Origin of the sequence: Paenibacillus barengoltzii NBRC 101215 (assembly GCF_004000745.1) — a bacterium.
GTDB classification, from domain to species: domain Bacteria; phylum Bacillota; class Bacilli; order Paenibacillales; family Paenibacillaceae; genus Fontibacillus; species Fontibacillus barengoltzii.
In genome coordinates, this window is record NZ_BILV01000010.1 from 83,053 (window position 1) to 104,817 (window position 21,765).

The 21,765-nt window shown below is 52.5% G+C and carries 19 protein-coding genes and 1 other annotated feature; of the genes, 16 read left to right on the plus strand and 3 right to left on the minus strand.

The features are described from left to right. The first annotated feature begins 81 nt into the window (after nt 1-81). The 7 genes from PBA01S_RS04240 (at nt 82) to PBA01S_RS04270 (ending at nt 4,432) form a co-directional block, all read left to right on the plus strand. Complete coding sequence (locus PBA01S_RS04240) at nt 82-417, plus strand: YlmC/YmxH family sporulation protein (protein WP_085279291.1); 336 nt, start codon at nt 82-84, stop codon at nt 415-417. A 272-nt stretch (nt 418-689) separates the two neighbouring features. Further along, complete coding sequence (pgeF, locus tag PBA01S_RS04245) at nt 690-1,526, plus strand: peptidoglycan editing factor PgeF (RefSeq protein WP_028537944.1); 837 nt, start codon at nt 690-692, stop codon at nt 1,524-1,526. Nucleotides 1,527-1,534: 8 nt separating this feature from the next. Then, nucleotides 1,535-2,227 carry a YggS family pyridoxal phosphate-dependent enzyme gene (locus PBA01S_RS04250; protein ID WP_028537945.1) on the plus strand — a complete coding sequence of 231 codons (693 nt, stop codon included), beginning with the start codon at nt 1,535-1,537 and terminating at the stop codon, nt 2,225-2,227. After that, entirely contained in the window at nt 2,227-2,676 is a 450-nt protein-coding gene (locus PBA01S_RS04255; protein ID WP_028537946.1) for a cell division protein SepF, read from the plus strand. Before PBA01S_RS04250 ends, PBA01S_RS04255 begins: the two co-directional genes overlap by 1 nt. Nucleotides 2,677-2,683: 7 nt before the next feature. Continuing rightward, entirely contained in the window at nt 2,684-2,959 is a 276-nt protein-coding gene (locus tag PBA01S_RS04260) for a YggT family protein (protein WP_028537947.1), read from the plus strand. Nucleotides 2,960-2,961: 2 nt separating this feature from the next. Beyond that, nucleotides 2,962-3,744, plus strand: a complete 783-nt coding sequence (locus tag PBA01S_RS04265) for a YlmH family RNA-binding protein (protein WP_174844457.1) — start codon at nt 2,962-2,964, stop codon at nt 3,742-3,744. Between the two features lie 181 nt (nt 3,745-3,925). Beyond that, a complete protein-coding gene (locus PBA01S_RS04270; protein WP_016311524.1) occupies nt 3,926-4,432 on the plus strand; it encodes a DivIVA domain-containing protein in 507 nt (168 codons plus the stop codon). Nucleotides 4,433-4,484: 52 nt separating this feature from the next. Here the strand turns inward: PBA01S_RS04270 and PBA01S_RS04275 are convergent, their stop codons facing one another. Both PBA01S_RS04275 and PBA01S_RS04280 read right to left on the minus strand, forming a co-directional pair. Beyond that, the gene (locus PBA01S_RS04275) at nt 4,485-5,399 is read right to left on the minus strand and encodes an AraC family transcriptional regulator (protein ID WP_127575414.1); all 915 of its coding nucleotides are present in this window, start codon (nt 5,397-5,399) and stop codon (nt 4,485-4,487) included. A 97-nt stretch (nt 5,400-5,496) separates the two neighbouring features. Next, on the minus strand, nt 5,497-8,517 hold the full coding sequence (locus PBA01S_RS04280; protein ID WP_127575415.1) for a family 78 glycoside hydrolase catalytic domain: 3,021 nt from the start codon (nt 8,515-8,517) through the stop codon (nt 5,497-5,499). 220 nt (nt 8,518-8,737) lie between these two features. Next, nucleotides 8,738-9,049: a binding site (T-box leader), on the plus strand. A gap of 52 nt (nt 9,050-9,101) precedes the next feature. Here PBA01S_RS04280 and ileS point away from each other — a divergent pair. Next, nucleotides 9,102-12,197, plus strand: coding sequence for an isoleucine--tRNA ligase (gene ileS / locus PBA01S_RS04285; RefSeq protein WP_127575416.1), 3,096 nt, complete (start codon nt 9,102-9,104; stop codon nt 12,195-12,197). 133 nt (nt 12,198-12,330) lie between these two features. Further along, nucleotides 12,331-12,702 carry a DUF5665 domain-containing protein gene (locus PBA01S_RS04290; protein WP_127575417.1) on the plus strand — a complete coding sequence of 124 codons (372 nt, stop codon included), beginning with the start codon at nt 12,331-12,333 and terminating at the stop codon, nt 12,700-12,702. On the opposite strand, the gene PBA01S_RS04295 is transcribed toward PBA01S_RS04290, so the two are convergent. Beyond that, a complete protein-coding gene (locus PBA01S_RS04295) occupies nt 12,689-13,426 on the minus strand; it encodes a TraR/DksA C4-type zinc finger protein (protein ID WP_028537953.1) in 738 nt (245 codons plus the stop codon). The genes PBA01S_RS04290 and PBA01S_RS04295 overlap by 14 nt on opposite strands. Before the next feature lie 210 nt (nt 13,427-13,636). Here PBA01S_RS04295 and lspA point away from each other — a divergent pair, with 210 nt between their 5' ends. The 7 genes from lspA (at nt 13,637) to carA (ending at nt 21,761) form a co-directional block, all read left to right on the plus strand. After that, a complete protein-coding gene (gene lspA, locus PBA01S_RS04300) occupies nt 13,637-14,131 on the plus strand; it encodes a signal peptidase II (protein WP_036624676.1) in 495 nt (164 codons plus the stop codon). Next, nucleotides 14,128-15,075: an RluA family pseudouridine synthase gene (locus tag PBA01S_RS04305; RefSeq protein WP_085170563.1), complete on the plus strand. Its 948-nt coding sequence runs from the start codon at nt 14,128-14,130 to the stop codon at nt 15,073-15,075. The genes lspA and PBA01S_RS04305 overlap by 4 nt, the downstream gene beginning before the upstream one ends. A gap of 190 nt (nt 15,076-15,265) precedes the next feature. Then, nucleotides 15,266-16,519 carry an LL-diaminopimelate aminotransferase gene (locus tag PBA01S_RS04310; protein ID WP_028537955.1) on the plus strand — a complete coding sequence of 418 codons (1,254 nt, stop codon included), beginning with the start codon at nt 15,266-15,268 and terminating at the stop codon, nt 16,517-16,519. A gap of 1,195 nt (nt 16,520-17,714) precedes the next feature. After that, on the plus strand, nt 17,715-18,260 hold the full coding sequence (gene pyrR / locus PBA01S_RS04315; RefSeq protein WP_016311533.1) for a bifunctional pyr operon transcriptional regulator/uracil phosphoribosyltransferase PyrR: 546 nt from the start codon (nt 17,715-17,717) through the stop codon (nt 18,258-18,260). A 1-nt stretch (nt 18,261) separates the two neighbouring features. After that, the gene (locus PBA01S_RS04320; protein WP_127575418.1) at nt 18,262-19,173 is read left to right on the plus strand and encodes an aspartate carbamoyltransferase catalytic subunit; all 912 of its coding nucleotides are present in this window, start codon (nt 18,262-18,264) and stop codon (nt 19,171-19,173) included. Between the two features lie 91 nt (nt 19,174-19,264). Beyond that, nucleotides 19,265-20,572, plus strand: a complete 1,308-nt coding sequence (gene pyrC, locus PBA01S_RS04325) for a dihydroorotase (RefSeq protein ID WP_127575419.1) — start codon at nt 19,265-19,267, stop codon at nt 20,570-20,572. A gap of 52 nt (nt 20,573-20,624) precedes the next feature. After that, nucleotides 20,625-21,761 (plus strand): glutamine-hydrolyzing carbamoyl-phosphate synthase small subunit, encoded by a 1,137-nt coding sequence (carA, locus tag PBA01S_RS04330; RefSeq protein ID WP_016311536.1) that lies wholly within the window; start codon nt 20,625-20,627, stop codon nt 21,759-21,761. Nucleotides 21,762-21,765: the final 4 nt, after the last annotated feature.

The following is a 21,765-nucleotide window of genomic DNA, read 5'->3' on the forward strand; positions in this document are numbered from 1 at the left end:
TGTGGCCAAGGGCATGCACCGAATCCCAAGCTCATATAGTAAAGGGACGGAGTAATTCGACGGGACGGGGGCGGTAGAAGTATGGATAATGTGGTAAGGGCGAGTATGAAAATATCCGATTTTCAGACGAAGGACGTTATCAATGTTGTGGACGGGAAGCGGCTTGGCCATATCAGCGACCTGGAGCTGGATTTAAGACAGGGTGTCATTGAAGCGATTGTCGTGCCTGTCGGGGCGAAATTTATGGGGTTGTTTGGCGGCGGGAGCGATCTCATTATCCCATGGAAAAATATCGTGAAGATTGGATCTGACGTTGTATTGGTGAAAATGGAGGAGCTTCGAGAAACAAGAACCCAGACAAACTACGATACGACGGTGTATATCGACCGAGACGGACGGGCGGAACGACGGAGCTAGATTCCGCAAGCGGTATTGTGGCGATTTATGGTAGACTTGAAGTAATTCCAATATTGAACTTTAACGGACCTCAAAGACGTTATTCTGGTGAATACGGCTGAGAAACTAGATGAGACGGACCTCACAGACCTTATTCGACTAAACGGGGCACAAATTGCTGCAAGATCAAGCTGATAGAGGTTTCCCAGTCCGTTAGATCTTTGTTTGACGCTTTTTCTGGCAAATAAGGTCGTTTAGGTCCGTTAAATTTAATTACCTTAAGGAGATGGATGATGGAACCGTTTGTAAGGAATGCTAAGAACCAACAACCGGAACGGTTCGAGCTGGCTCCTTGGGCCAATGTTATTCCGGGAATCAGCGCCGGATTTACCGGACGGTCTGGCGGAGTCAGCGAACCGCCGTATGATAGCTTGAATCTGGCTCTTCACGTAGGCGACGACCCTCAGCACGTGCTTGAGAACCGACGCCGGTTAGCGAAAGCGTTGGGGTTTGCCTCCGATGCATGGACTTGCGGGGAGCAGGTTCACGGCAACGCCGTCGCCGTGGTCCGTGCCGAGGATCGCGGCAAAGGGTTCCTGGACCGCAGCGGCGCTTTTCAGGAGACGGACGGACTGGTGACCAACGTATCGGGGGTGCTGCTCACCTCGTTTTATGCCGATTGTGTTCCTCTTTATTTTGCTGACCCGGTGAGAGGTGTCGTAGGCTTGGCCCACGCTGGGTGGAAAGGCAGCGTCCGTCTGATCGCTGCAGAAATGATTCACACGATGGAACGCGAGTTCGGCAGCCAGCGGAGCGAGATCCGCACGGCGATTGGCCCCAGCATTGGGGAATGCTGCTATGAGGTGGACGAAGTGGTGATGGAGAAGGTTCGTGAGGCGCTGCCGGGTGAAGAGCCGCATTTTGCTTCCGCATCTCCCCGTGCAGGAAAAACAATGCTGAACTTGAAAGAAATGAATCGAATCATTATGATTAAAGCAGGAATATTGCCGACTCATATCGAATGTACAACGTGGTGTACAAGCTGTCATCCGGAGTATTTTTACTCCTACCGGGCGCAGAATGGCGTTACAGGGAGAATGGCAAGCTGGATTGGCATAAAAGAGAGGTGATCCTTCCCGTGTCGCTGAAGGAACGGATACAGCACGTGGAAGAGCGGATTAAGGCAGCCTGCGAGCGAAGCGGCAGAAAGCGCGAGGAGGTCCATGTCGTCGCCGTAACTAAATATGTATCGGTTGAAGCTACGCGCGAAGTGCTGGACGCAGGAATCGTGCATATCGGTGAGAATCGCCCGCAAATCGCCGTTCCGAAATGGGAAGCGCTCGAAGGGCAAGGGACCTGGCATTTTATCGGCCATCTGCAGAGCAATAAGGTCAAGGACGTCATTGGGAAATTTCAATATATTCATTCGTTGGACCGGCTGTCGCTGGCCCGTGAACTGGAGAAACGAGCCTCAGCGATGGGAACGAGCGTTACTGCATTTTTGCAGGTGAACGTCTCCGGCGAGGCGTCCAAGCAAGGGATTGAGCCTGAGCAAGCTGCTGATTTTTTGAAGGAAATCGCAGATTTGAAGCATGTTCGCGTGGTGGGGCTCATGACGATGGCTCCCATCGAGGAAGATGCCGAGCGGACAAGACCGGTTTTCCGCAAACTGCGGGAGCTGCGCGATCAACTGAACGCTCAAGCTGTAACGGCGGAGCCGTTGACAGAATTGTCGATGGGCATGTCGGGAGATTTTGAAGTGGCGATTGAGGAAGGGGCGACATGGGTTCGCCTCGGAACGCTGTTAGTGGGGAAAGGGGAATTGTCGTAATGGGAGTAATGAACCGGTTCATGAACTTTCTGGGCTTACAGGAAGAAGAAGAGATTGTGGAGCGCGAACGGTTTTCTGGTCAAGAAGACGCAGAAATTGAAACCCCAAGCTTTGAATCCCGTAGAAATCAGAGAGGAAGCAACGTGGTCAGTATTCACTCCCAGAAGAATGTCAAGGTCATCCTCTATGAACCTCGCTCCTATGAAGAAGCGCAGGAAATCGCTGACCATCTTCGTTCCCATCGATCGGTCGTCGTTAATTTGCAGCGGGTCCGCAATGATCAAGCCATGCGCATTATTGATTTCTTAAGCGGAACGATTTATGCGCTTAGCGGAAGCATCTCCAAAATTGGATCGAATATTTTTCTTTGCACACCGGATACCGTTGAAATTCAGGGATCGATTACAGAGATTTTAACGGAGGATTCCGATTATAACAGAATGAGGTGATGACAGCTTGGTAGGTTATATCGATTCCATTGTATGGCTGCTATACAATATTTATTTTTATATGATCCTGGTTTACATTCTGATGTCATGGGTACCTAACGCCCGCGACAGCTTTATTGGCGAACTGCTGGGCAAGCTCGTTGAGCCCTATTTGGCTCCCTTCCGGCGGTTTATTCCACCGATCATGGGGATGATCGACATCTCGCCGATTATTGCCTTGTTTGTGCTCCGATTGGCTGTCTTCGGATTAATTAGTGTTCTCCACTATATCTTTGGGTACTAATGATGAAAGCCGATATTTATGAGCATTTTAAACCGGAGGAACGGCCGTTTGTCGACCGTGCCTGGGAATGGGTCGTGAATGCCGGGGATTATCATGAGGTCAAGCTTAGCGACTTCCTGGATCCGCGGCAATGTTACATTCTGGAGACCCTGGCGAATCGCCATCCCGATGTGCAAATTCGGCTGGACGGCGGTTATGAAGGCGCGGAACGACGGCGGGCACTGATTGCTCCGGATTACCGGGATCTCAGCCAAGAGCCGATGGGACTGAAAGTGCTCGAAATCACCTCAGGAGACCAGAAATTTCTCGCCCTTCAGCATGGCGATTATTTAGGGGCGATATTGGGGCTCGGACTCAAACGCGATATAATCGGCGACATTCATGTTCGTGAGGACGGATGTCACGTCATTGTTGCGGAAGAGATTGTACCGTTTCTGCAAATGAACCTCCATCAAGTGCATCGCGTGAATGTCATGACCGATGTACTGAACCTAGGCGAGCTGAGGACGATGGAGAAAGAACTGGAACCGATGGAGCTGACAGTGGCTTCATTGCGCTTGGATGGGATTGTTAGCGATGTATTTCGCTTAAGCCGTAACAAAGTGCTGATTCCAATCAAAGCCGGCCGTTGCCGAGTAAATTGGAGAACGGAGGAGGACCCCTCCACACCGTTGAAGGTTGGCGATGTCGTAGCACTGCAGGGCTTTGGGCGATTTAAGGTGCTGGAAGCAGGCGGTTTGACTAAGAAAGGCAGACATCGTGTCAAAATCGGTAAATTTGTATAAGGCGTTTTGCAGGAGATGGTGGATTCTTGTCGAATATGATAGTTCGAACTGGTTCTTGAATGTATCTCGTGATTGAATTGAACCCATCTTCCCGCTGGGGTGCGAGTTCAACAACGGGACAATTCACCTGATGGAACTATCGCTTCACGGGGAGTTTCGAAATTTCTAGGAGGTGAGGATCATGCCATTGACGCCGCTGGATATACATAACAAAGAGTTTTCCAGACGATTGCGCGGTTATGACGAAGATGAAGTGAATGAGTTTCTCGACCAAGTCATTAAAGACTATGAGATCGTGATCCGGGAGAACAAGGAGCTTCATAACCAACTGTTGGCTCTGCAAGAGAAACTGGATCATTTCGCAAATATTGAGGAAACTCTTAGCAAGACCATTATCGTTGCACAGGAAGCGGCCGATGAAGTGAAGAACAATGCGAAGAAGGAAGCTCAGTTGATCGTGAAAGAGGCGGAGAAGAACGCCGATCGGATCGTCAACGAATCGCTGGCCAAATCGCGCAAAATCGCGATGGAAGTGGAAGAGCTCAAGAAGCAGGCTTCCATTTACCGCGCTCGCTTCCGTACGCTGGTGGAAGCCCAGTTGGATCTACTTAGCAGTGAAACCTGGGATTCGCTGGAGAGCCGCGAACGTGCCCCTGAGAAAGGTCAAGAAGTGCAGGAACTGTATTAATCAAAAGCAAACGCCATTTGGCTTCTACGAGGGAGTGCCAAATGGCGTTTTTTTATTTGTGTTCAAGCGGTCGATCCAGGCTGGCTTGCCGTCGGTATTCGGTAGGGGAGACACCGGTCGATTGCTTAAAGAGGGACAGAAAATGCTTCTTATCTGCGTAACCCACACTCCGCATAATCTCTATCACCGAAAGGCGGGTGGAGGCCAGCAGCTCGCGGCTTCTCTCCATTCTTTTGTTCCGGACGTATTCGTGAAAGGTACAGCCGGCATACTGCTGGAACAAGCGACGGAAGTGACGTTCGCTCAGATGAGTTGCAGCAGCAAAACTCTGCGCGGATAATTGCATTGCATAGTCTTTATCGATCCGGCGCAGGACTTCTTCCATGAACCGATTTTCCGGCTCTGCGGCAGAGTTGGACTGGAGGCGCTCCAGATGACGTTCCAGCATGACGGCCAGCTCAATAAATCGGCTGTACAGTTGAAGGAGATACCCCGGCTTTCGTTCGGTAAACTCACGGTAGGCAGCGCGAAACCAAATACTCCACGGACTGCCTCCCTCCCTCAAGTGCAGCCACCCCGGAGAGGAGGCCCTAGTTCCCTCGAACAAATACGGTCTGGAGCGGCTTAACTCGTGAAAGCCGGGCAGGTGTTCCAGGCATGCGAGCAGCTTGCTCGGCTCAAATAAACAGTTGTAAACGATTAGCGGATGACGAGATCCCGCATGTCCGGGGCGAAACACATGTCTCGTTCCGGCGGGGAGCAGAAATACATCGTTTTTGGTGACGCGCACAACCTCCTCATCGATGAAATGAAACCCTTCACCTTCATCCACGAGCACAATTTCCACGAAACGATGGCTATGCATCTGCAAATCAAAGGTCTCTTCGACCCGGTTAAAGTAAAAAGGTAAGGAGTCCGTAAAAAAATCAGCCCCGTCCAGTACCTTCTCCCCTCGGTATAAAGACAACGGTGATCCCTCCTACGCTGCGGTTGCCCCTATTATAGTGTCAGCTCCGGCAAGGGTCAATTTGAAATCGGCTAAGCCCATGACAAATACAACATGCCTATGCTGAAGCGACACGAATATGCTCAATCACAACGTCAACCTCGCTCGGGGACTGAACCTCGATCTCGATGGCTTCTGGAGAAACGATCCGCAAGTGCATCCGGGGCAGGCTGGGTTGCGCTTGATTTTCCTCTGCTGCAACGGCTGCAGGGGATTTCAGACGCCAGGAAACGTCGATTCTGCCGCCGCCTGGAACGGGAACGGTGCCGCGCGCCCAGGTCAATCCGCCGCATGGCTGCGGTGCCACGAGCACTCGACTCCATCCGGGCTCCAGGCTGCGAACGCCGAGGACGTAGGCACCTAGGAAATAGGCGGGTCCCGCAGACCAGGCATGGCAATGGCTCCGAGTCAGCAGGTCGGCTTTGGCTCGGTTTTCCGTGAAGTTAGGATACATCTCCCAGCAGGTTGTCGCTCCCCAATCGATCATTTGCCCATAGCCCTGACGCATATCTTCGATCATGATATCCCATTTGCCCAGTTTCGCCAGCGCTTCGTAGTAGAAGAAGGACATAAACGGACTGCCAATTTGCACGAAGGAGCTGGGCGGATGCAGAATCAGTCGTTCAACGGAAGCAAGTCTGCGCTTCGCGAGCGTTGCGTCTGCCGTTTGAGCGGTTGCAGAGTTGGAGCTCTCGTCCTTAACCTGTTCGGGAATGCCGCACAACAGCGCCACAACTTGCGTCTGAATGCTGAAGATGTCAGAGCGCCGCCCATCCGTATGGATGCAATCGAGATAGGCTTGTTGTTCTTCCGACCATAAATGCTTGTTGATGGCGGCTGCCAAGCGGTTCGCCTGCTCCGTGTAGAACGCCTCCGCTTCACGATTGCCGAGAGCCGAAGCAATAGCAGCGGTGGACATCAATGCTTTGACCAGGAACATGTTCTGGTGTGATACGATCCCGTCGTTCGGCTGGTCCAGCGGAGCCCAATCGAGCAGGTTCCAGCTGCGGATCCATAGTAATCCCCGATCATCCAGCCGCTCTAAATAATGCTTGAGCGTATACTCGATATGGGGGAAAATATCCGCGGCAAAGGATTTGTCCCCATTATAGCGATACAGCTCCAAGCAGGCGATAATCCAGAAGAATGTCCAGTTCGGAATGACGCTGTTCCATCCGCTCGGCACTTGGTCGGCGTAAAACGGGGTCTGGAACTTGGAGCCGGGAACCAATCGCAGGCAGCGTTCGACGATCCGGTCAGCCCCAAATAAATAATAGTTGATCAGCGCTTCATTCCGGGCATCGCCGACCCAGAAGGTCTGCTCGTACATCGGACAATCAACAAAAGTATCCTCCATACATAGCCGGGTCGTATGTTGGCTGATCTGCCAAATGTCATTTAGGCGCGGATCCGATGACTGGAACTGCCCAACCTCAGCGATCGGATAATTGCTTTGCAGCATGCGAATATAGCAGATGCGCACAGGAACCGTTGCGTTTCGTACGGTGACCTGGCAGTATCGCAGTCCACGCCGCACTGGAGACGTGTACCGCTGGCGTCCCCCGGCGCAGATGTAGCGAAGCGTATGGTCCAATCCGTAAGTATCCTGGCGTCGACCTTCATGCATAAACTCGAATCCGTAAAAATCAAGGATCGCCCCCTCCGGCGCTTCAACTTCGAACTCTAAATAACCTGACAGCTCTCTGCCAAAATCGATCACAAATTCGGTATCTCCATCGGGATACCAAGGGACCTCCGCCAGCTCGAAGCTGGGAATCACCGCTTGTTGCAGCGTGTTTGGAATCGCTAAAGGGACTTCATCCCTTTTCCACACGGAAAGGATAAAGACATCTTCCTGGCTGACCAGCGCCTCGGGAACCGGACGGAGCCAGTTCGCAAACGGTACAAGTCCTGCCGCATCTGCGATCTCTCGGGCCCGCAAATAGTCGGGGTGCGCCGGATTCATCGGAGGATTTGGTTTATGGTCGTAACGGATTCCGCCGTCAAAGGGACCAAGGGTAACAAAGACGGACGAATCGTCTGCTTGAGCGTTTGAGTGTGCTTGTATGAACGTTAGAGGCGATAAGAACTCCAGCGGCTTCTCGGCATCCACCGCAAAATGATGCCCGCTTCCGTGCGTCCCTCCGCTGACGTCGATCAGCAGGAGATGATCTCCCGGATCAAGCTCAAGGCGGAGAAAGCGTTCGGGAGCTTCACCTATTAATGACTTCTCATCGTACCAAACCCCGTCCAGACTGCAGCCCCGAAATGTCCCGCCCACATCGATCAGCCCCAGCGTAGCCGTACATTTCAACGGACAACGCACCACGGTAGCGAGCAATCCGAGAAATTCGGCTGGGTTCGCCGTGTCGGTACTCTCTTCGAAAAATTGATTGCGCAGGTCAATAGCCGCCGTATATTGAACGGGCTTAACCTTGCTCAAGCGTTCGATGCGCCGAGGATATACGGTTTCTTCCGTCAAATAGGGAATGTCCCGGGGAACCGGCATTCCCCAAGGCTCGCAGCCTGCCGGGCCGATGACCGCGGCTGGTTGCCATTCCGGGCCAGGTTGGTAGTCCGGTTGAATCCAGTTGTCGTCCCACAATCGCGCGTCGATCTTCTCGGCGAAAGCATGCTGACAGGACATTCGCGGGGAACGGCTGTCATGGCCTGAATGCACCACAGTGAACCACGTATCGTCTGTTGCTGCTAGGATTTGTGGGCTGCTACCAAGCTCCAATTGGGCCAGCAAGCCCCCGCGTCCCCGCAAATAATAGAAGTTGCTGATTCCAAAATGCATCACCATGACGGCGATGACGTTCGTTTGTCCTGGTCTCAGCAAATGGCCGATGTCGTATTCATCATAAGCCAGCCGAAACGGCCAGGAGCGCGGAGGGCCTTGACCAATCCGTTGTCCGTTTACGTACAGGACGTATCTGGAGTCCGCCGTAAGCTTGATCACTACTCGCCCGCTGTTGGCTGCCGTCCACGCAAACGTTTTGCGGAAGCAACGCCACTCGTTACGCGGGCTGGATTCACCGGAATGCCAAATCCATTTTCCTTGCCAGAGGGTCTCCATCGGTATGCTCGCTCCTTCTCACACGAAAATGTAATCCCTTTCATTATAAAAGAGGCACCTGAGGAACAGGGGAGGGGGAAAACGTACGAAAGAGGGGGATTCCGGACATTTCCAGGGCAATGATGAATTGTCTTCTAGGCAAAAAAACAGGTTGAGGGCAGGATGTTGACATGAGGGAGGCAATAAGATATAACTATTTACATATTGTACTTGCATAAAGAATCATTCGATGATGGGACCAGTACGCCGTGTTGTTGTTCCCCAGAGAGTTGGCATCCTGCTGAAAGCCAACGTTCAATGCGCGGACGGAATATCCTCCCGGAGAAGCAAGGCTGAACTTAAATGTGATTCAAATGCCAACATTTTGAATCTCTGCTTAGTAAGCTTTGCCGGTTGTCGGCCGTTATACCGACCCCATATGAAGCGTATGGGATCAAGGTGTCATGCCTAAGATGCGGCTCGTCCTTCGGACAGCTGTGTATAACAAGCATGAAACAAGGGTGGTAACGCGAGCTAATGCCTCGTCCCTTCTAGGGACGGGGCTTTGTTATTTTTACAGGTTGATTAAAGAAAGGAAGAGAAGTATGAAGAAGGTTGACGTCAAAGAAAATGCGCGGGCTCGCGACCTGCGGATTCTGGACAAATGGAGCCGCGAAAATACGTTTAAAAAGAGTATCGAAAATCGGGCGGGCCGGCCGAATTACGTTTTTTTTGAAGGACCGCCTACCGCTAACGGCTTGCCGCATATCGGTCACGTGTTAGGCCGCGTCATCAAGGACTTCGTTGGCCGCTACCAAACGATGAAAGGCTATCGCGTTGTCCGCAAAGCGGGCTGGGATACGCACGGATTGCCGGTCGAGCTGGGCGTAGAGAAGGAGCTTGGCATCTCGGGCAAGCAGGAGATCGAGAAGTACGGTATCGAGGAATTCGTGAAAAAATGTAAAGACAGCGTGTTTGGCTACGAAAAGCAATGGCGGGAATTTACCGAAGCGATTGCGTACTGGGTGGATCTCGACGATCCGTACATCACCCTGAACAACAGCTACATCGAAAGCGTGTGGAACATCCTGGCGACGATCCACGACAAAGGCCTGCTGTACCGCGGCCATCGCGTCAGCCCGTATTGCCCATGCTGCCAAACGTCGCTCAGTTCCCACGAAGTGGCGCAAGGGTATGAGGATGTGAAGGATCTCAGTGCCACAGCGAAGTTCAAGCTGACCGACACCGGCGAATATGTACTGGCTTGGACGACCACGCCTTGGACACTTCCGTCTCACGTGGCATTGGCTGTGAATCCAGACATGGAATACGCCCGTGTACAGCAGGAAGACGGTGTATATATCGTTGCGAAGAACCTGGTTGAGAAAGTCATGAAAGGCGATTACACGGTATTGTCGACGCACAAAGGTTCGGAATTCGTTGGCAAAACCTATACGCCGCCGTTTACCTACATCAAAGCGGATAACATTAACGTGATCGTTGGTGCTTCGTTCGTTACGGATGCCAGCGGTACAGGGATCGTTCACATGGCACCGGCTCACGGGGAGGACGACTACCGCACTTGCCGCGAGAACGGCATCACCTTTGTCAGCGTTGTGAACGGTCAAGGCCGCTATACGGACGTGGTAACCGATTTCGCAGGCCGTTTCGTCAAGGACTGCGACCTTGACATCGTTAAGATGCTTTCCGAGCAAGGAACGCTGTACAGCAAAGAGAAATACGAGCACAGCTACCCGCACTGCTGGCGTTGTAAATCGCCGCTGCTCTACTATGCGATGGAGAGCTGGTTTATCGAAACAACAGCCATTAAGGATCAGCTGATTGCCAACAACAATTCCGTGGACTGGTATCCAGGGCATGTTCGTGAAGGCCGCTTCGGGAAGTTCCTCGAAGAGCTGGTCGATTGGAATATCAGCCGGAACCGCTATTGGGGGACGCCGCTGAACGTGTGGGTTTGCCCGGATTGCGGCGGACAATTCGCTCCGCACAGCATCGCCGAGCTGCGGGAGCATGCGGTAGGCCATGTCAGCGAGGATTTGGAGCTGCATAAACCGTACGTTGACGAAGTGAAGGTTCATTGCCCGCATTGCGAAGGCGGCGTGATGGAACGGACGAGCGAAGTCATCGACGTTTGGTTCGACAGCGGTTCGATGCCGTTTGCGCAGCATCATTATCCGTTTGAGAACCAAGAGACGTTCGCGGAGCAATTCCCGGCAGATATGATCTGCGAAGGGATCGACCAAACGCGCGGCTGGTTCTACAGCTTGTTGGCCGTGTCCACGCTGTTCACTGGCAAAGCGCCTTACAAAGCCGTGATTGCCACCGGCCACGTGCTGGACGAAAACGGGCAGAAAATGTCCAAATCCAAAGGCAATGTCATCGATCCTTGGGAAATTATCAACGAGTTTGGCACGGACGCGTTCCGCTGGGCACTCTTGTCCGACAGCGCGCCTTGGAACAGCAAACGGTTCTCCAAAGGCATCGTAGCTGAAGCCAAATCGAAAGTCGTAGATACGCTGGTGAACACCCATGCGTTCCTGACGCTGTATGCCGGGATCGACGGCTATAAACCGGAAGAGCATGCTTACCGTCCTTCCGAGAATAAGCTGGACCGCTGGATTCTGTCCCGTCTGAACAGCTTAATTCAAGTGGTCGACAAAGGCCTGGCGGTGAACGACTTCGTGAACTCCTCGCAAGCGATCGAAGGATTTATCGATGAGCTCAGTAACTGGTATATCCGCCGTTCCCGCGACCGGTTCTGGGGCAGCGGCCTGAACGATGACAAATTGTCCGCTTACCAAACGCTGACTCACGTATTGCTCACCCTATCCAAAGTGATCGCGCCGTTTGCGCCGTTGATCGCTGAGGACATTTTCACCAACTTGGGCGGCGGGGAAAGCGTCCACCTGGCCGATTATCCGCAAGCGGATGAATCGCTGATCGATCTTGCACTGGAGCAAGACATGGAGAGCGCACGGCAAATCGTTGAGCTGGCCCGCAACGTCCGTAACGAGAGCGGCATCAAAACGCGTCAGCCGTTGTCCAGCCTGATCGTCTCCATGGACCGGGAGTTTGCGGTGAGCGAATATGAAGACATCATCAAGGAAGAGATCAACGTCAAAGCGATCGACATCGAAACGAGCGACAGCGGTTTTGTTGATTTCACATTGAAGTTGAACCTGAAGGTGGCCGGGAAGAAATACGGTAAAAACGTCGGCTTCCTGCAAGGCTACCTGAAAAATCTCGCGCCGGAGCAAACCCGCGCCATCGTGGAGCAAGGTCAATTTTCCGTGACTTCGCCGGAAGGCGAAGAGCTGACGGTCACTGCGGACGAATTGCTCGTTGAGAAACAAGCGAAGCCGGGTTACGCCTCCGCTTCCGGTTACGGCTTAACCGTTGCGCTGAACACGGACATCACGCCGGAGCTGGAACAAGAAGGCTGGGTGCGTGAAGTCGTCCGCGCGGTGCAGGATACCCGGAAGAAGCTGGATCTGCCGATCGAGAAACGGGTACACCTCACCTTGGATGTTGACGATGAATTAAAAGCAGCCATCACCGCATTTGAACATGTGCTGCGTGAGAACGTCTTGATCACGGACGTCGCCTTCGGCAAGCCGCAAGGCCAGGCTGAAACGGTAGATCTCGGCAGCAAAACCATCGCGATTTCAATTGATGCGTAAGTACCTGAATGGAGCTTTTCCAGGAAGGTCATAATAATAGCAATTGAAGCAAACGAGCCTGCGCTCTCCTGTAAAAGGGGAACGGGCTCGTTTGTGTTTTGGGATACACTGGGGAGCAAAGGATGGGTTGTTCATGATTCGTCGAAAACCGAGGCCTGAACCAGAGACACCTGCGGCGCCTGAGGCTGCAGAACCTTTGCCGAATACGCCGGAGGAGCAGATGAACGCCGTATACCGTCTGACCTTGAAGTGGACCCGGCAGTTAGAGAAATCGCGGATCACCGAGTACATCCAACTGCTGAACCGCCCGTGGCGCATGGTTTGGCTAAGCCTGTTGTCCGGAATTGCCCGCGGGGTGGGAATCGCGATTGGGTTTACTTTTTTTGCGGCAACGATCATCTACGTCCTGCAGCTCTTGGGGGCACTGAACTTACCGATCATCGGCGATTATATCGCGGACATCGTGCGGATTGTGCAAAGACAGATGGAGCTTAATACGTATTAGGTCCGGTTCCGAGCGAATCCTCGCTGTCCAAATGCTCCGTGGCACTCATATGTTTCCGGTAAACGCCGTTGCGGTAAAAGCAAACATTCTTGCCATAGATATCTGTGGCAACAAAGGATTCGTAAGGCTCCACAAATCCATCGAGCTCATCGGAGGCTTCGATTTCCATATCATTATAATCATCGATTTCCCGATCCTCGGCCATCGCCGGTGAATTCGAGGTTCCATAGCTCTCAACGATTTGCCAAGCATCCTCCCCGTCAAAGCCATTCTGATCCTCGCGTTCATCCAAGCTCGTGCGGCCAAACGGCGGAGATAAGAAGATTTCCTCGATCGGCCGTTTGGCGGATACGAACGATTGCGGACTGTGATCTTTACAATACGCTGTTTCCGGGATGGCGCGGAGCCGTTCATAGCTGATCGGCTTGCCGCACGTTGCGCAGTAGCCGTAGCTGCCATCCTCGATTCGTTCAAGTGCATCCTCAACCCGGGCCAGATGCATTTCATGATGCTCGGTCAGGGCCAAATCTTTGCCCCGTTCAAAGACTTCGGATCCGAGATCCCCGGGGTGATTATCGATCTGGCTCAGCTCATTGGTATTATCGCGCATCGATTCATTCATTCCATAATGATCATTGTCAGATAATTGCTCGGTTAAAGCAGACTTGGTTTCCTGCAGTTTCGCGGTAAGCTCCGCGAGCTGGGCTTTCGTTAAATGCGGCATGTGGTTGCTCCTTCCTTCCTGCATCTAGAGCGGTGATTTGTAACGTCTCTCCTAGCGGTATTTTGTGCAGAACCATGACGAAATACCTAAGGAAAATCCTTTCGCGCATGGACGGGCCATTTCCGGCTGTGCTACAATATACAAGGCTTAGAAGAGGAATATCCTGCCGCTTGGTGCGAGCGGGAAATGAAAAACGAGGTGACGGACCGCGTGGTATACTTTTTGATTGCATTAATCGTTTTTCTGGTGGATCAAGGCACGAAATATTGGATTGCAACCGGAATGACGATCGGGGAACAAATCCCGGTGATCGGCAACTTTTTCTTGATTACCTCCCATCGGAACCGCGGCGCGGCGTTTGGCATTTTGCAGGATCAACGCTGGTTTTTTATTGTGGTGACTACGGTTGTGGTGCTTGGGATCATCTGGTATTTGCTTAAAATAAAAAATCAACCCAACAAAATGCTGCCGGTAGCGTTGTCTCTGGTACTTGGCGGAGCCATCGGCAATTTTCTCGATCGTGCCGTCAGTGGGGAAGTCGTTGATTTTCTGATGTTTAATTTCGGTTCGTACACGTTCCCGATTTTTAACGTTGCGGATTCTTGCATCGTTATTGGCGTGGCGCTGATCATTTTGGATTCACTGCTGGAGCTTCGCCGGGAGAAGCAAGCCGCAACACCACAGGAGCATGAGGAAAACGTATGAGTTTGGATCAAACGCTAGAGGATTTTGAAGAAGAGAAGCTTGAGTGGGTGGCCGGACCGGCTGACGCGAAAGAGCGAATCGATAAATTTGCAAAAACGCAGCTGGGCGAAGAGTTCTCCCGCAGCCAGATTCAGCTGTGGATTGAAGCGGGGAACTTGGTTGTAAATGGGGCGTCGGTGAAAGCCAATTACAAGCTGGCCGAAGGCGACCGCATCGTACTGGTGATTCCGGAGGCAGAGCCTACGGAAATTGTACCGGAAGACATACCGCTGGACATTTATTATGAAGACAGTGATGTGATCGTCGTTAACAAGCCGCGCGGCATGGTCGTGCACCCGGCACCGGGACATACTTCCGGCACGCTGGTGAACGCCTTGATGTTCCACTGCAAGGATCTGTCGGGAATCAATGGCGAGCTTCGGCCTGGGATCGTGCATCGGATCGATAAGGACACCTCAGGTCTCATTATGGCAGCGAAGAACGATAAGGCCCATGCCTCGTTGGCCGCTCAACTGAAGGCGCATACGGTGACGCGGAAATATTATGCTTTGGTTCACGGCAACGTTAGCCATGACCAAGGCACAGTAGATGCGCCGATTGGCCGCGATCCCCATGATCGCAAGATGTATACAGTAATTGAACGGAACAGCAAGCATGCGGTTACGCATTTTCATGTGGTGGAGCGATTTGGTGATTATACGCTGCTTGAGCTCAAGCTGGAAACGGGACGTACGCATCAAATCCGTGTGCATATGAAGTTTATCGGCCATCCGTTGGTGGGAGACCCGCTGTATGGACGCAGTAAAGGGATCAAAATGGATGGACAAGCGCTGCACGCTGCTGTGCTCGGTTTTGAGCATCCGGAAGACGGGCGGTATTTGGAGTTTAGTGCACCGATTCCGGCGGATATGGAAGATGTGCTGCAATCGCTGAGAAATCGCTAAGCCATTGCTTAGATTTGGTGATTTAACCTATAGAATGTTCACCTCCAGGAGACAGCTTGATCAAAAAGTACAAACGATCAGGTGATTAATCCATTCTCTAAATGGGCCGAATTCCTGCATATTTAAAGTGCGAGTTCGAATCATTTGAGGATGGATTTTTTTATGAATACGAAGGAGATGGACGTTTACGATGAGTACGCTGAATGGACAGGAAACTTATATTCAACAACAATTTGCAGAGCGCATTGGCGGGGCGAACTACGGCAAAGATACCGCTATTTATAAATTCGAGAAAATCAAACGGGCGAAAGCGGCAGCGAAGAAGGATTTTCCCGATGTTGAACTGATCGACATGGGCGTCGGCGAACCTGATGATATGGCGGATGCCGGCATTGTGGCCAAACTGGCGGAGGAAGCGGCAAAACGCGAGAACCGCGGGTACGCCGACAACGGCATCGCCGAGTTCAAGGAAGCGGCGGCGAAGTATCTTCATGATGTTTTTGGCGTTGAAGATATCGATCCGGTTACGGAAGTAGTGCACTCGATCGGCTCCAAGCCAGCGATCGCTATGCTCCCTTCTTGCTTCATCAATCCTGGAGATATCACGATTATGACCGTGCCGGGCTACCCGATTATCGGGACCCATACGAAGTATTTGGGCGGCGAGGTGTATACCGTGCCGTTGACGGAGGAGAATGATTTCCTGCCGGATTTGGACGCGATTCCAGAAGAGGTCGCACGTAAGGCCAAGCTGATGTACTTGAACTACCCGAACAACCCGACGGGCGCGAGCGCGACGAAGGAGTTTTTTGCCAAGGTCGTGGACTGGGCGAAGAAATATCATGTTGTGATTGTACACGATGCACCGTATGCTGCATTGACGTATGACGGTTTGAAGCCGCTGAGCTTCTTGTCGGTACCGGGAGCAAAGGACGTAGGTGTCGAGCTGCACTCCTTGTCCAAGTCGTACAACATGACCGGGTGGAGAATCGGGTTTGTTGCCGGCAACCCGCTGATCATTAAAGCGTTCAGCGACGTGAAGGACAACAACGATTCCGGTCAATTTATCGCTATTCAGAAAGCGGCCGCTTACGGGCTGGCTCATCCAGAAATCACGGAGCGCATCGCCGAGAAATATTCGCGCCGCCATGAGCTGCTGGTGAATGCTCTGAATGACTTGGGCTTTAAGGCGAAGAAGCCGAAGGGTTCGTTCTTCCTCTATGTGCAAGCGCCAAAAGGCGTGGAAGGCGGACCAACGTTTGAGACGGCGGAAGACTTCTCGCAGTTCTTGATCCGCGAGAAGCTGATTTCGACGGTGCCGTGGGACGATGCCGGCCATTACGTGCGCTTCTCGGTGACGTTTATCGCCGACGGGGAAGAAGAAGAACGCCGCGTCATTTCTGAAATCAAACGACGCCTTGGCGATTTGAAGTTTATTTTCTAAGAAGAATAAAATGGACCATAATGATTCGTTTATAATGCCTCTTGGGTTTGATCCCAAGGGGCTTTTTTTGATTATGCGGCGATTGCTGCCGCTGGTGCCACTTTTGCTCTAACGCTTGCTAGAATGAAGGGGCAGAGTCCAATTGTGCTCTAACGCTTGCCAGAGTGCTTATTTGTGCGAAAAACGCAAAGTTTTACTTTTAACGCTTACCAGCAGCCTTATTGAGGCAAAAACAGCCTCTTTTACGATGAAATATCGCAAATAAGCTCTCCTGTAAGCGTTACGCCGCAGAATGCCCGAATTTTCCCCAAATAGCGTTTCTGTTAAGCGTTACAGCATACTTCCCTGAACTAACTGTGCCTGAGCTGGTGCTGACGATGGGTTTGGTGCCTTGCTACAAGAGATGCTGCAGATGCTGGCTAGTACCAATCGATTACATACTGGTAAGGGTGTAGGTTCGGAGTCCGCTTTTATTCTAACGCCTGCCAGAATGCTTATTTCGGAGAAAAGCGCCAAATTTTCATTTTAACGCTTACCAGCAGTCTTATTTAGGCTAAACCCACCCCATTTGCACTCAAAAATCGTAAATAAGCTCTCTTCTAAGCGTTACGTTTCCATGGGGCCCCTTTTTCGCCAAATAGCGCTTCTGATCAGCGTTACACAGCAAGTACCATGCACTATTAGTGATCTTGCTGCCCACCATTCCCCAAACATCCCGGTTAAATATTCAACATGTTAGGAAATTTATGCAGGGATCTGGCGGGGAGAGCACACGGGTTAAACGGCTTCAGATCAAGGATAAGCCGGGGAAACTAACTGTTGAATAAATATTACATTGAATGTATAATTATTAACAACCGCATCACAGCAGGCTTCACACGGGGGAAGAATCAACCTCAGTATCGGTAGGTTACAAACTCGGCAGGGTGTCTTGACAGGCTATTTTCATTCTGTCATAATTCATGTAAACCATAAGCACCTTTAATTCAGTCCCGTGAGGCTGGCAAGGTAACGTGAGTGGGGAAATGGGCGAACTGCGCTTATTTAAGTCGGTTCTCTGTACCCAAATCCTACATGATAGTCATAGGTACACTATGGCTGAAGACTCCTTGCCTGGATATACGGGCAGGGAGTTTTTTTATGCGCCTATCACGGACCGATGCAAGGTGACCCTATCCCTAAGGAGGTCGCAGCTGTGAGCAACGAAAGTCATATCATTATGGACGAAACCGCGATTCGGAGGGCACTGACAAGAATTGCACATGAAATTTTGGAACGCAACAAAGGCATCGAGGGCTGTGTATTGGCCGGCATCAAAACCAGAGGAGTTTACCTCGCAAAACGGCTGGCTGAGCGCTTGGAGAGTATTGAAGGAACCGCAATTCCATGGGGCGAGCTTGACGTAACAAACTACCGCGATGACAAAGTGGAGGCTACTCAAGGGGCGGCCAAAGCCACGTTCCCGGTCTCGATTCAAGGCAAAAAAGTGATCCTGTTCGACGATGTTCTCTACACAGGCCGTACGATTCGTGCAGCCATGGACGCGATCATGGATTGCGGTCGTCCGGAGTCGATCCAGTTAGCGGTACTCGCTGACCGGGGACATCGGGAACTGCCGATCCGAGCTGATTACGTTGGCAAGAATGTACCAACATCGCGATCGGAAGAAATCGAGGTGCTCTTGACCGAGCATGACGGCACTGATCTGGTTCGCATCCTGCATGCACGGGAGGGGAACTAAGATGGCGCTGACGGCAACCGCACTGAAGGAACGCAGCCTCCTCGGGCTGAAGGAGTTAAGCGCAGCGGAAATTTCCTCGATTCTCGACCGGGCTGCCTACTGGGATGCCAAGGAAGAGAAGATGATTCCGGTGTTGAAGGAGCACTTTGTTGCGAATATGTTTTTCGAAAACAGTACGCGCACCCGCTTCTCATTCGAGATGGCGGAGAAACGGCTGGGTGCTCAGGTGCTGAACTTCGCGGCAGCCGCCTCTAGCGTAGAGAAAGGCGAGTCGATTTACGATACGGTTCGCACGTTGGAATCGATGGGCATTGACGCTGGAGTCATCCGGCTGAAGCCGATCGGTGTGTTGGAGGAGCTGGCGAAGCGGGTATCCGTACCGCTGGTGAATGCCGGAGACGGCAACAATGAGCACCCGACGCAAGCGCTGCTGGATCTATATACGATGAGACAGCATTTCGGGGAACTCGGCGGGCTGAAGGTATCGATCATCGGAGACATCAAGCATAGCCGGGTGGCACGTTCGAATCTGTGGGCGCTGCAAAAGTTCGGCGCCGAAGTGAAGCTGTGCGCGCCGAACAATATGCAAGCACCGGAGCTCAGCGCGTATGCGCCTTACGTTCCGATGGACGAAGCGCTTTGCGCCGATGTGGTGATGATGCTGCGAGTGCAGTTAGAACGCCACGTTGGCGGGCTGATTAAGTCGGCCGAAGAATATCGACTGCATTACGGCTTAACGGAGGAGCGGGCTGCGAGTCTTGCACCGCACGCGCTGATCATGCACCCGGCTCCAGTGAACCGGGGCGTGGAGATCGACGATGCGGTGGTGGAACACCCGCAATCCCGCATCTTCAAGCAGATGCAAAACGGAGTTCCGATCCGCATGGCGGTTCTGGAACGCGCATTGCTCTAGCAAATGAGGGGGAGCGCCTGTAGCTTAGGCGACGGGCAATGGACGTTATTTTTCGGATCGTACTTCAAAATCAGCGGGAGGAGAAATCAGAATGCGGCTTGTCGTAATCAATGCCAAGATCTTAAACGAACAAGGGGAACAAGAAATCGCTCAAATCGTCATCGAGAACGGAGTGATCTCGAACATCGAAATCACTGGAACCATCGAGCAGCCGTTCGCAGAGGAAGGGACGCAGGTGATCGATGCAGGAGGCAGATTGGTCACTCCGGGATTTATTGATATGCACGTCCATTTACGAGAACCGGGATTTGAACATAAAGAAACAATCGAAACCGGTTCGCGTTCAGCAGCGAAAGGGGGATTCACCACCATCGCTTGCATGCCTAATACGCGGCCGGTGACCGACAATCCGGATACGGTTCGCTATGTGAAGGAGAAGGCGGAGGAAGCTGGGCTGGTGAACGTGCTGCCTTATGCGGCGATCACTAAATCTGAGCTGGGTCGCGAGCTGACCGACTTTGCTGCTTTGAAGGAAGCCGGTGCGATTGGTTTCACCGACGACGGCGTAGGCGTACAGAGCGCACAAATGATGAAGGATGCGATGCGTCAAGCGGCTGCGCTGGGGATGCCGGTAATTGCCCACTGCGAAGACAATTCGCTGGTGGAAGGCGCGCCGGTGGCTGAAGGGGAATTCGCCCGCAAGCACGGACTGAAAGGGATCCCGAACGAATCGGAGGCGATTCATGTGGGGCGGGATATTTTGCTGGCGGAAGCGACCGGGGTTCACTACCATGTGTGCCACGTGAGCACGGAGCAGTCGATCCGGCTGATTCGTCAAGCGAAGCAGCTCGGCATTAACGTGACCGCAGAGGTGTGTCCGCACCATCTGGTGTTATCGGAGGCGGATATTCCCGGATTGGATGCCAATTGGAAAATGAACCCGCCGCTGCGCTCCCGCCGAGATGTGGAAGCCTGCATCGAAGCGCTGGAGGACGGCACGATCGACATCATCGTCACCGACCATGCTCCGCACAGTGAAGAGGAAAAAGCAAAAGGCATGCAGCTGGCACCGTTTGGAATCGTTGGTTTTGAGACAGCCTTCCCGCTGTTATATACGAAGTTTGTGACAACTGGCCGTTGGAGCCTGGAGATGCTGGTGCAGCGTATGACAGCAGACCCGGCTCGTGTGTTTGGTCTAGAAACCGGACGGTTGGTTCCAGGCGCTCCGGCGGATCTGACGATCGTTGATCTGGACGCGGAACGCACGGTGGATCCTGAGACCTTCGCCTCGAAGGGACGCAACACCCCGTTTGCCGGTTGGAAGCTAAAAGGCTGGCCGGTCGCCACAATCGCCCGTGGAAGACTGGTATGGAATGATGAACTAGAACTGACCCGTTAACGGGCGGATAAGAAAATGTAGTTTTAGCTTATGGATAAAGGAGTGCTTCAGGATGCAGGCAAGACTATTGTTGGAGGACGGCACGCTGTTTACCGGAACCTCATTCGGAGCGGAAGGAGAGAAAACAGGCGAGGTCGTTTTTAATACGGGAATTACGGGGTACCAAGAGGTGCTGTCCGATCCATCTTATTGCGGGCAAATCGTCACGATGACGTACCCGCTGATCGGGAACTACGGCATTTCGCGCGATGACTTTGAATCGATTACGCCGTCGATCCACGGGTTTGTGGTTCGCCGCTATGAACCAACCCCAAGCAACTGGAGGGCGCAGTACAATTTGGGTGACCTGCTGAAGGAATACGGAATTCCCGGCATTGCCGACATCGATACGCGCATGCTGACGCGACTTATCCGCCATCAGGGAACGATGAGAGGGATTTTAACGACCTCCAATAAATCGGTGGAGGAATTAAAAGAAATGATGCTGGCAACCAGCATCGCCGAGCTGCGCAACCAAGTGGCGCAAACCTCGACGAAGCATGTGTACAGCAGTCCGGGTTCGAAGGAACGCATCGTGTTGGTTGACTTCGGTGCGAAAAGCGGTATTCTGCGCGAGCTGAACAAACGCGATTGCGACGTCGTGATCGTCCCGCATGATACGACTGCGGATGAAATTCGCCGCCTGCATCCCGACGGGATTCAGCTGTCCAACGGACCGGGGGACCCGAAAGACGTACCGCATGCAGTGAAAATGATTTCTGAACTGCTTGGTGAGTACCCGATCTTCGGCATTTGCCTGGGCCACCAGCTGTTTGCCCTCGCCTGCGGCGCTGATACGGAAAAGCTGAAATTCGGCCATCGCGGCGGGAACCACCCGGTGAAAGAGCTGGCTACCGGCCGCTGCTATATCACATCGCAAAATCATGGATACACCGTAAACGAAGCATCCATCGCTGGGACGGAGCTGGAAGTTACCCATATTAACAACAATGATAAAACCATCGAAGGCTTGAAGCATAAGAAATACCCGGCCTTCTCTGTGCAGTACCATCCAGAGGCGGCTCCGGGACCGTACGATAACAGCTACCTGTTCGACCGATTCATCGAGATGATCCGCGAGCACAAGCGGCAAAATCCGCAAAAGCCTCGCCAAGCCGAACTGATGGCCGCTGCGAAAGGAGAACTATAAACCT

What these genes read in the sequence shown, in the direction of transcription:
- PBA01S_RS04240 (WP_085279291.1), top strand. Translation starts at nt 82, where the DNA reads ATGGATAATGTGGTAAGGGCGAGTATGAAAATATCCGATTTTCAGACG.
- pgeF (WP_028537944.1), top strand. Translation starts at nt 690, where the DNA reads ATGGAACCGTTTGTAAGGAATGCTAAGAACCAACAACCGGAACGGTTC.
- PBA01S_RS04255 (WP_028537946.1), top strand. Translation starts at nt 2,227, where the DNA reads ATGGGAGTAATGAACCGGTTCATGAACTTTCTGGGCTTACAGGAAGAA.
- PBA01S_RS04265 (WP_174844457.1), top strand. Translation starts at nt 2,962, where the DNA reads ATGAAAGCCGATATTTATGAGCATTTTAAACCGGAGGAACGGCCGTTT.
- PBA01S_RS04270 (WP_016311524.1), top strand. Translation starts at nt 3,926, where the DNA reads ATGCCATTGACGCCGCTGGATATACATAACAAAGAGTTTTCCAGACGA.
- PBA01S_RS04280 (WP_127575415.1), bottom strand. Translation starts at nt 8,517, where the DNA reads ATGGAGACCCTCTGGCAAGGAAAATGGATTTGGCATTCCGGTGAATCC.
- ileS (WP_127575416.1), top strand. Translation starts at nt 9,102, where the DNA reads ATGAAGAAGGTTGACGTCAAAGAAAATGCGCGGGCTCGCGACCTGCGG.
- PBA01S_RS04290 (WP_127575417.1), top strand. Translation starts at nt 12,331, where the DNA reads ATGATTCGTCGAAAACCGAGGCCTGAACCAGAGACACCTGCGGCGCCT.
- PBA01S_RS04295 (WP_028537953.1), bottom strand. Translation starts at nt 13,426, where the DNA reads ATGCCGCATTTAACGAAAGCCCAGCTCGCGGAGCTTACCGCGAAACTG.
- PBA01S_RS04305 (WP_085170563.1), top strand. Translation starts at nt 14,128, where the DNA reads ATGAGTTTGGATCAAACGCTAGAGGATTTTGAAGAAGAGAAGCTTGAG.
- PBA01S_RS04310 (WP_028537955.1), top strand. Translation starts at nt 15,266, where the DNA reads ATGAGTACGCTGAATGGACAGGAAACTTATATTCAACAACAATTTGCA.
- PBA01S_RS04320 (WP_127575418.1), top strand. Translation starts at nt 18,262, where the DNA reads ATGGCGCTGACGGCAACCGCACTGAAGGAACGCAGCCTCCTCGGGCTG.
- pyrC (WP_127575419.1), top strand. Translation starts at nt 19,265, where the DNA reads ATGCGGCTTGTCGTAATCAATGCCAAGATCTTAAACGAACAAGGGGAA.
- carA (WP_016311536.1), top strand. Translation starts at nt 20,625, where the DNA reads ATGCAGGCAAGACTATTGTTGGAGGACGGCACGCTGTTTACCGGAACC.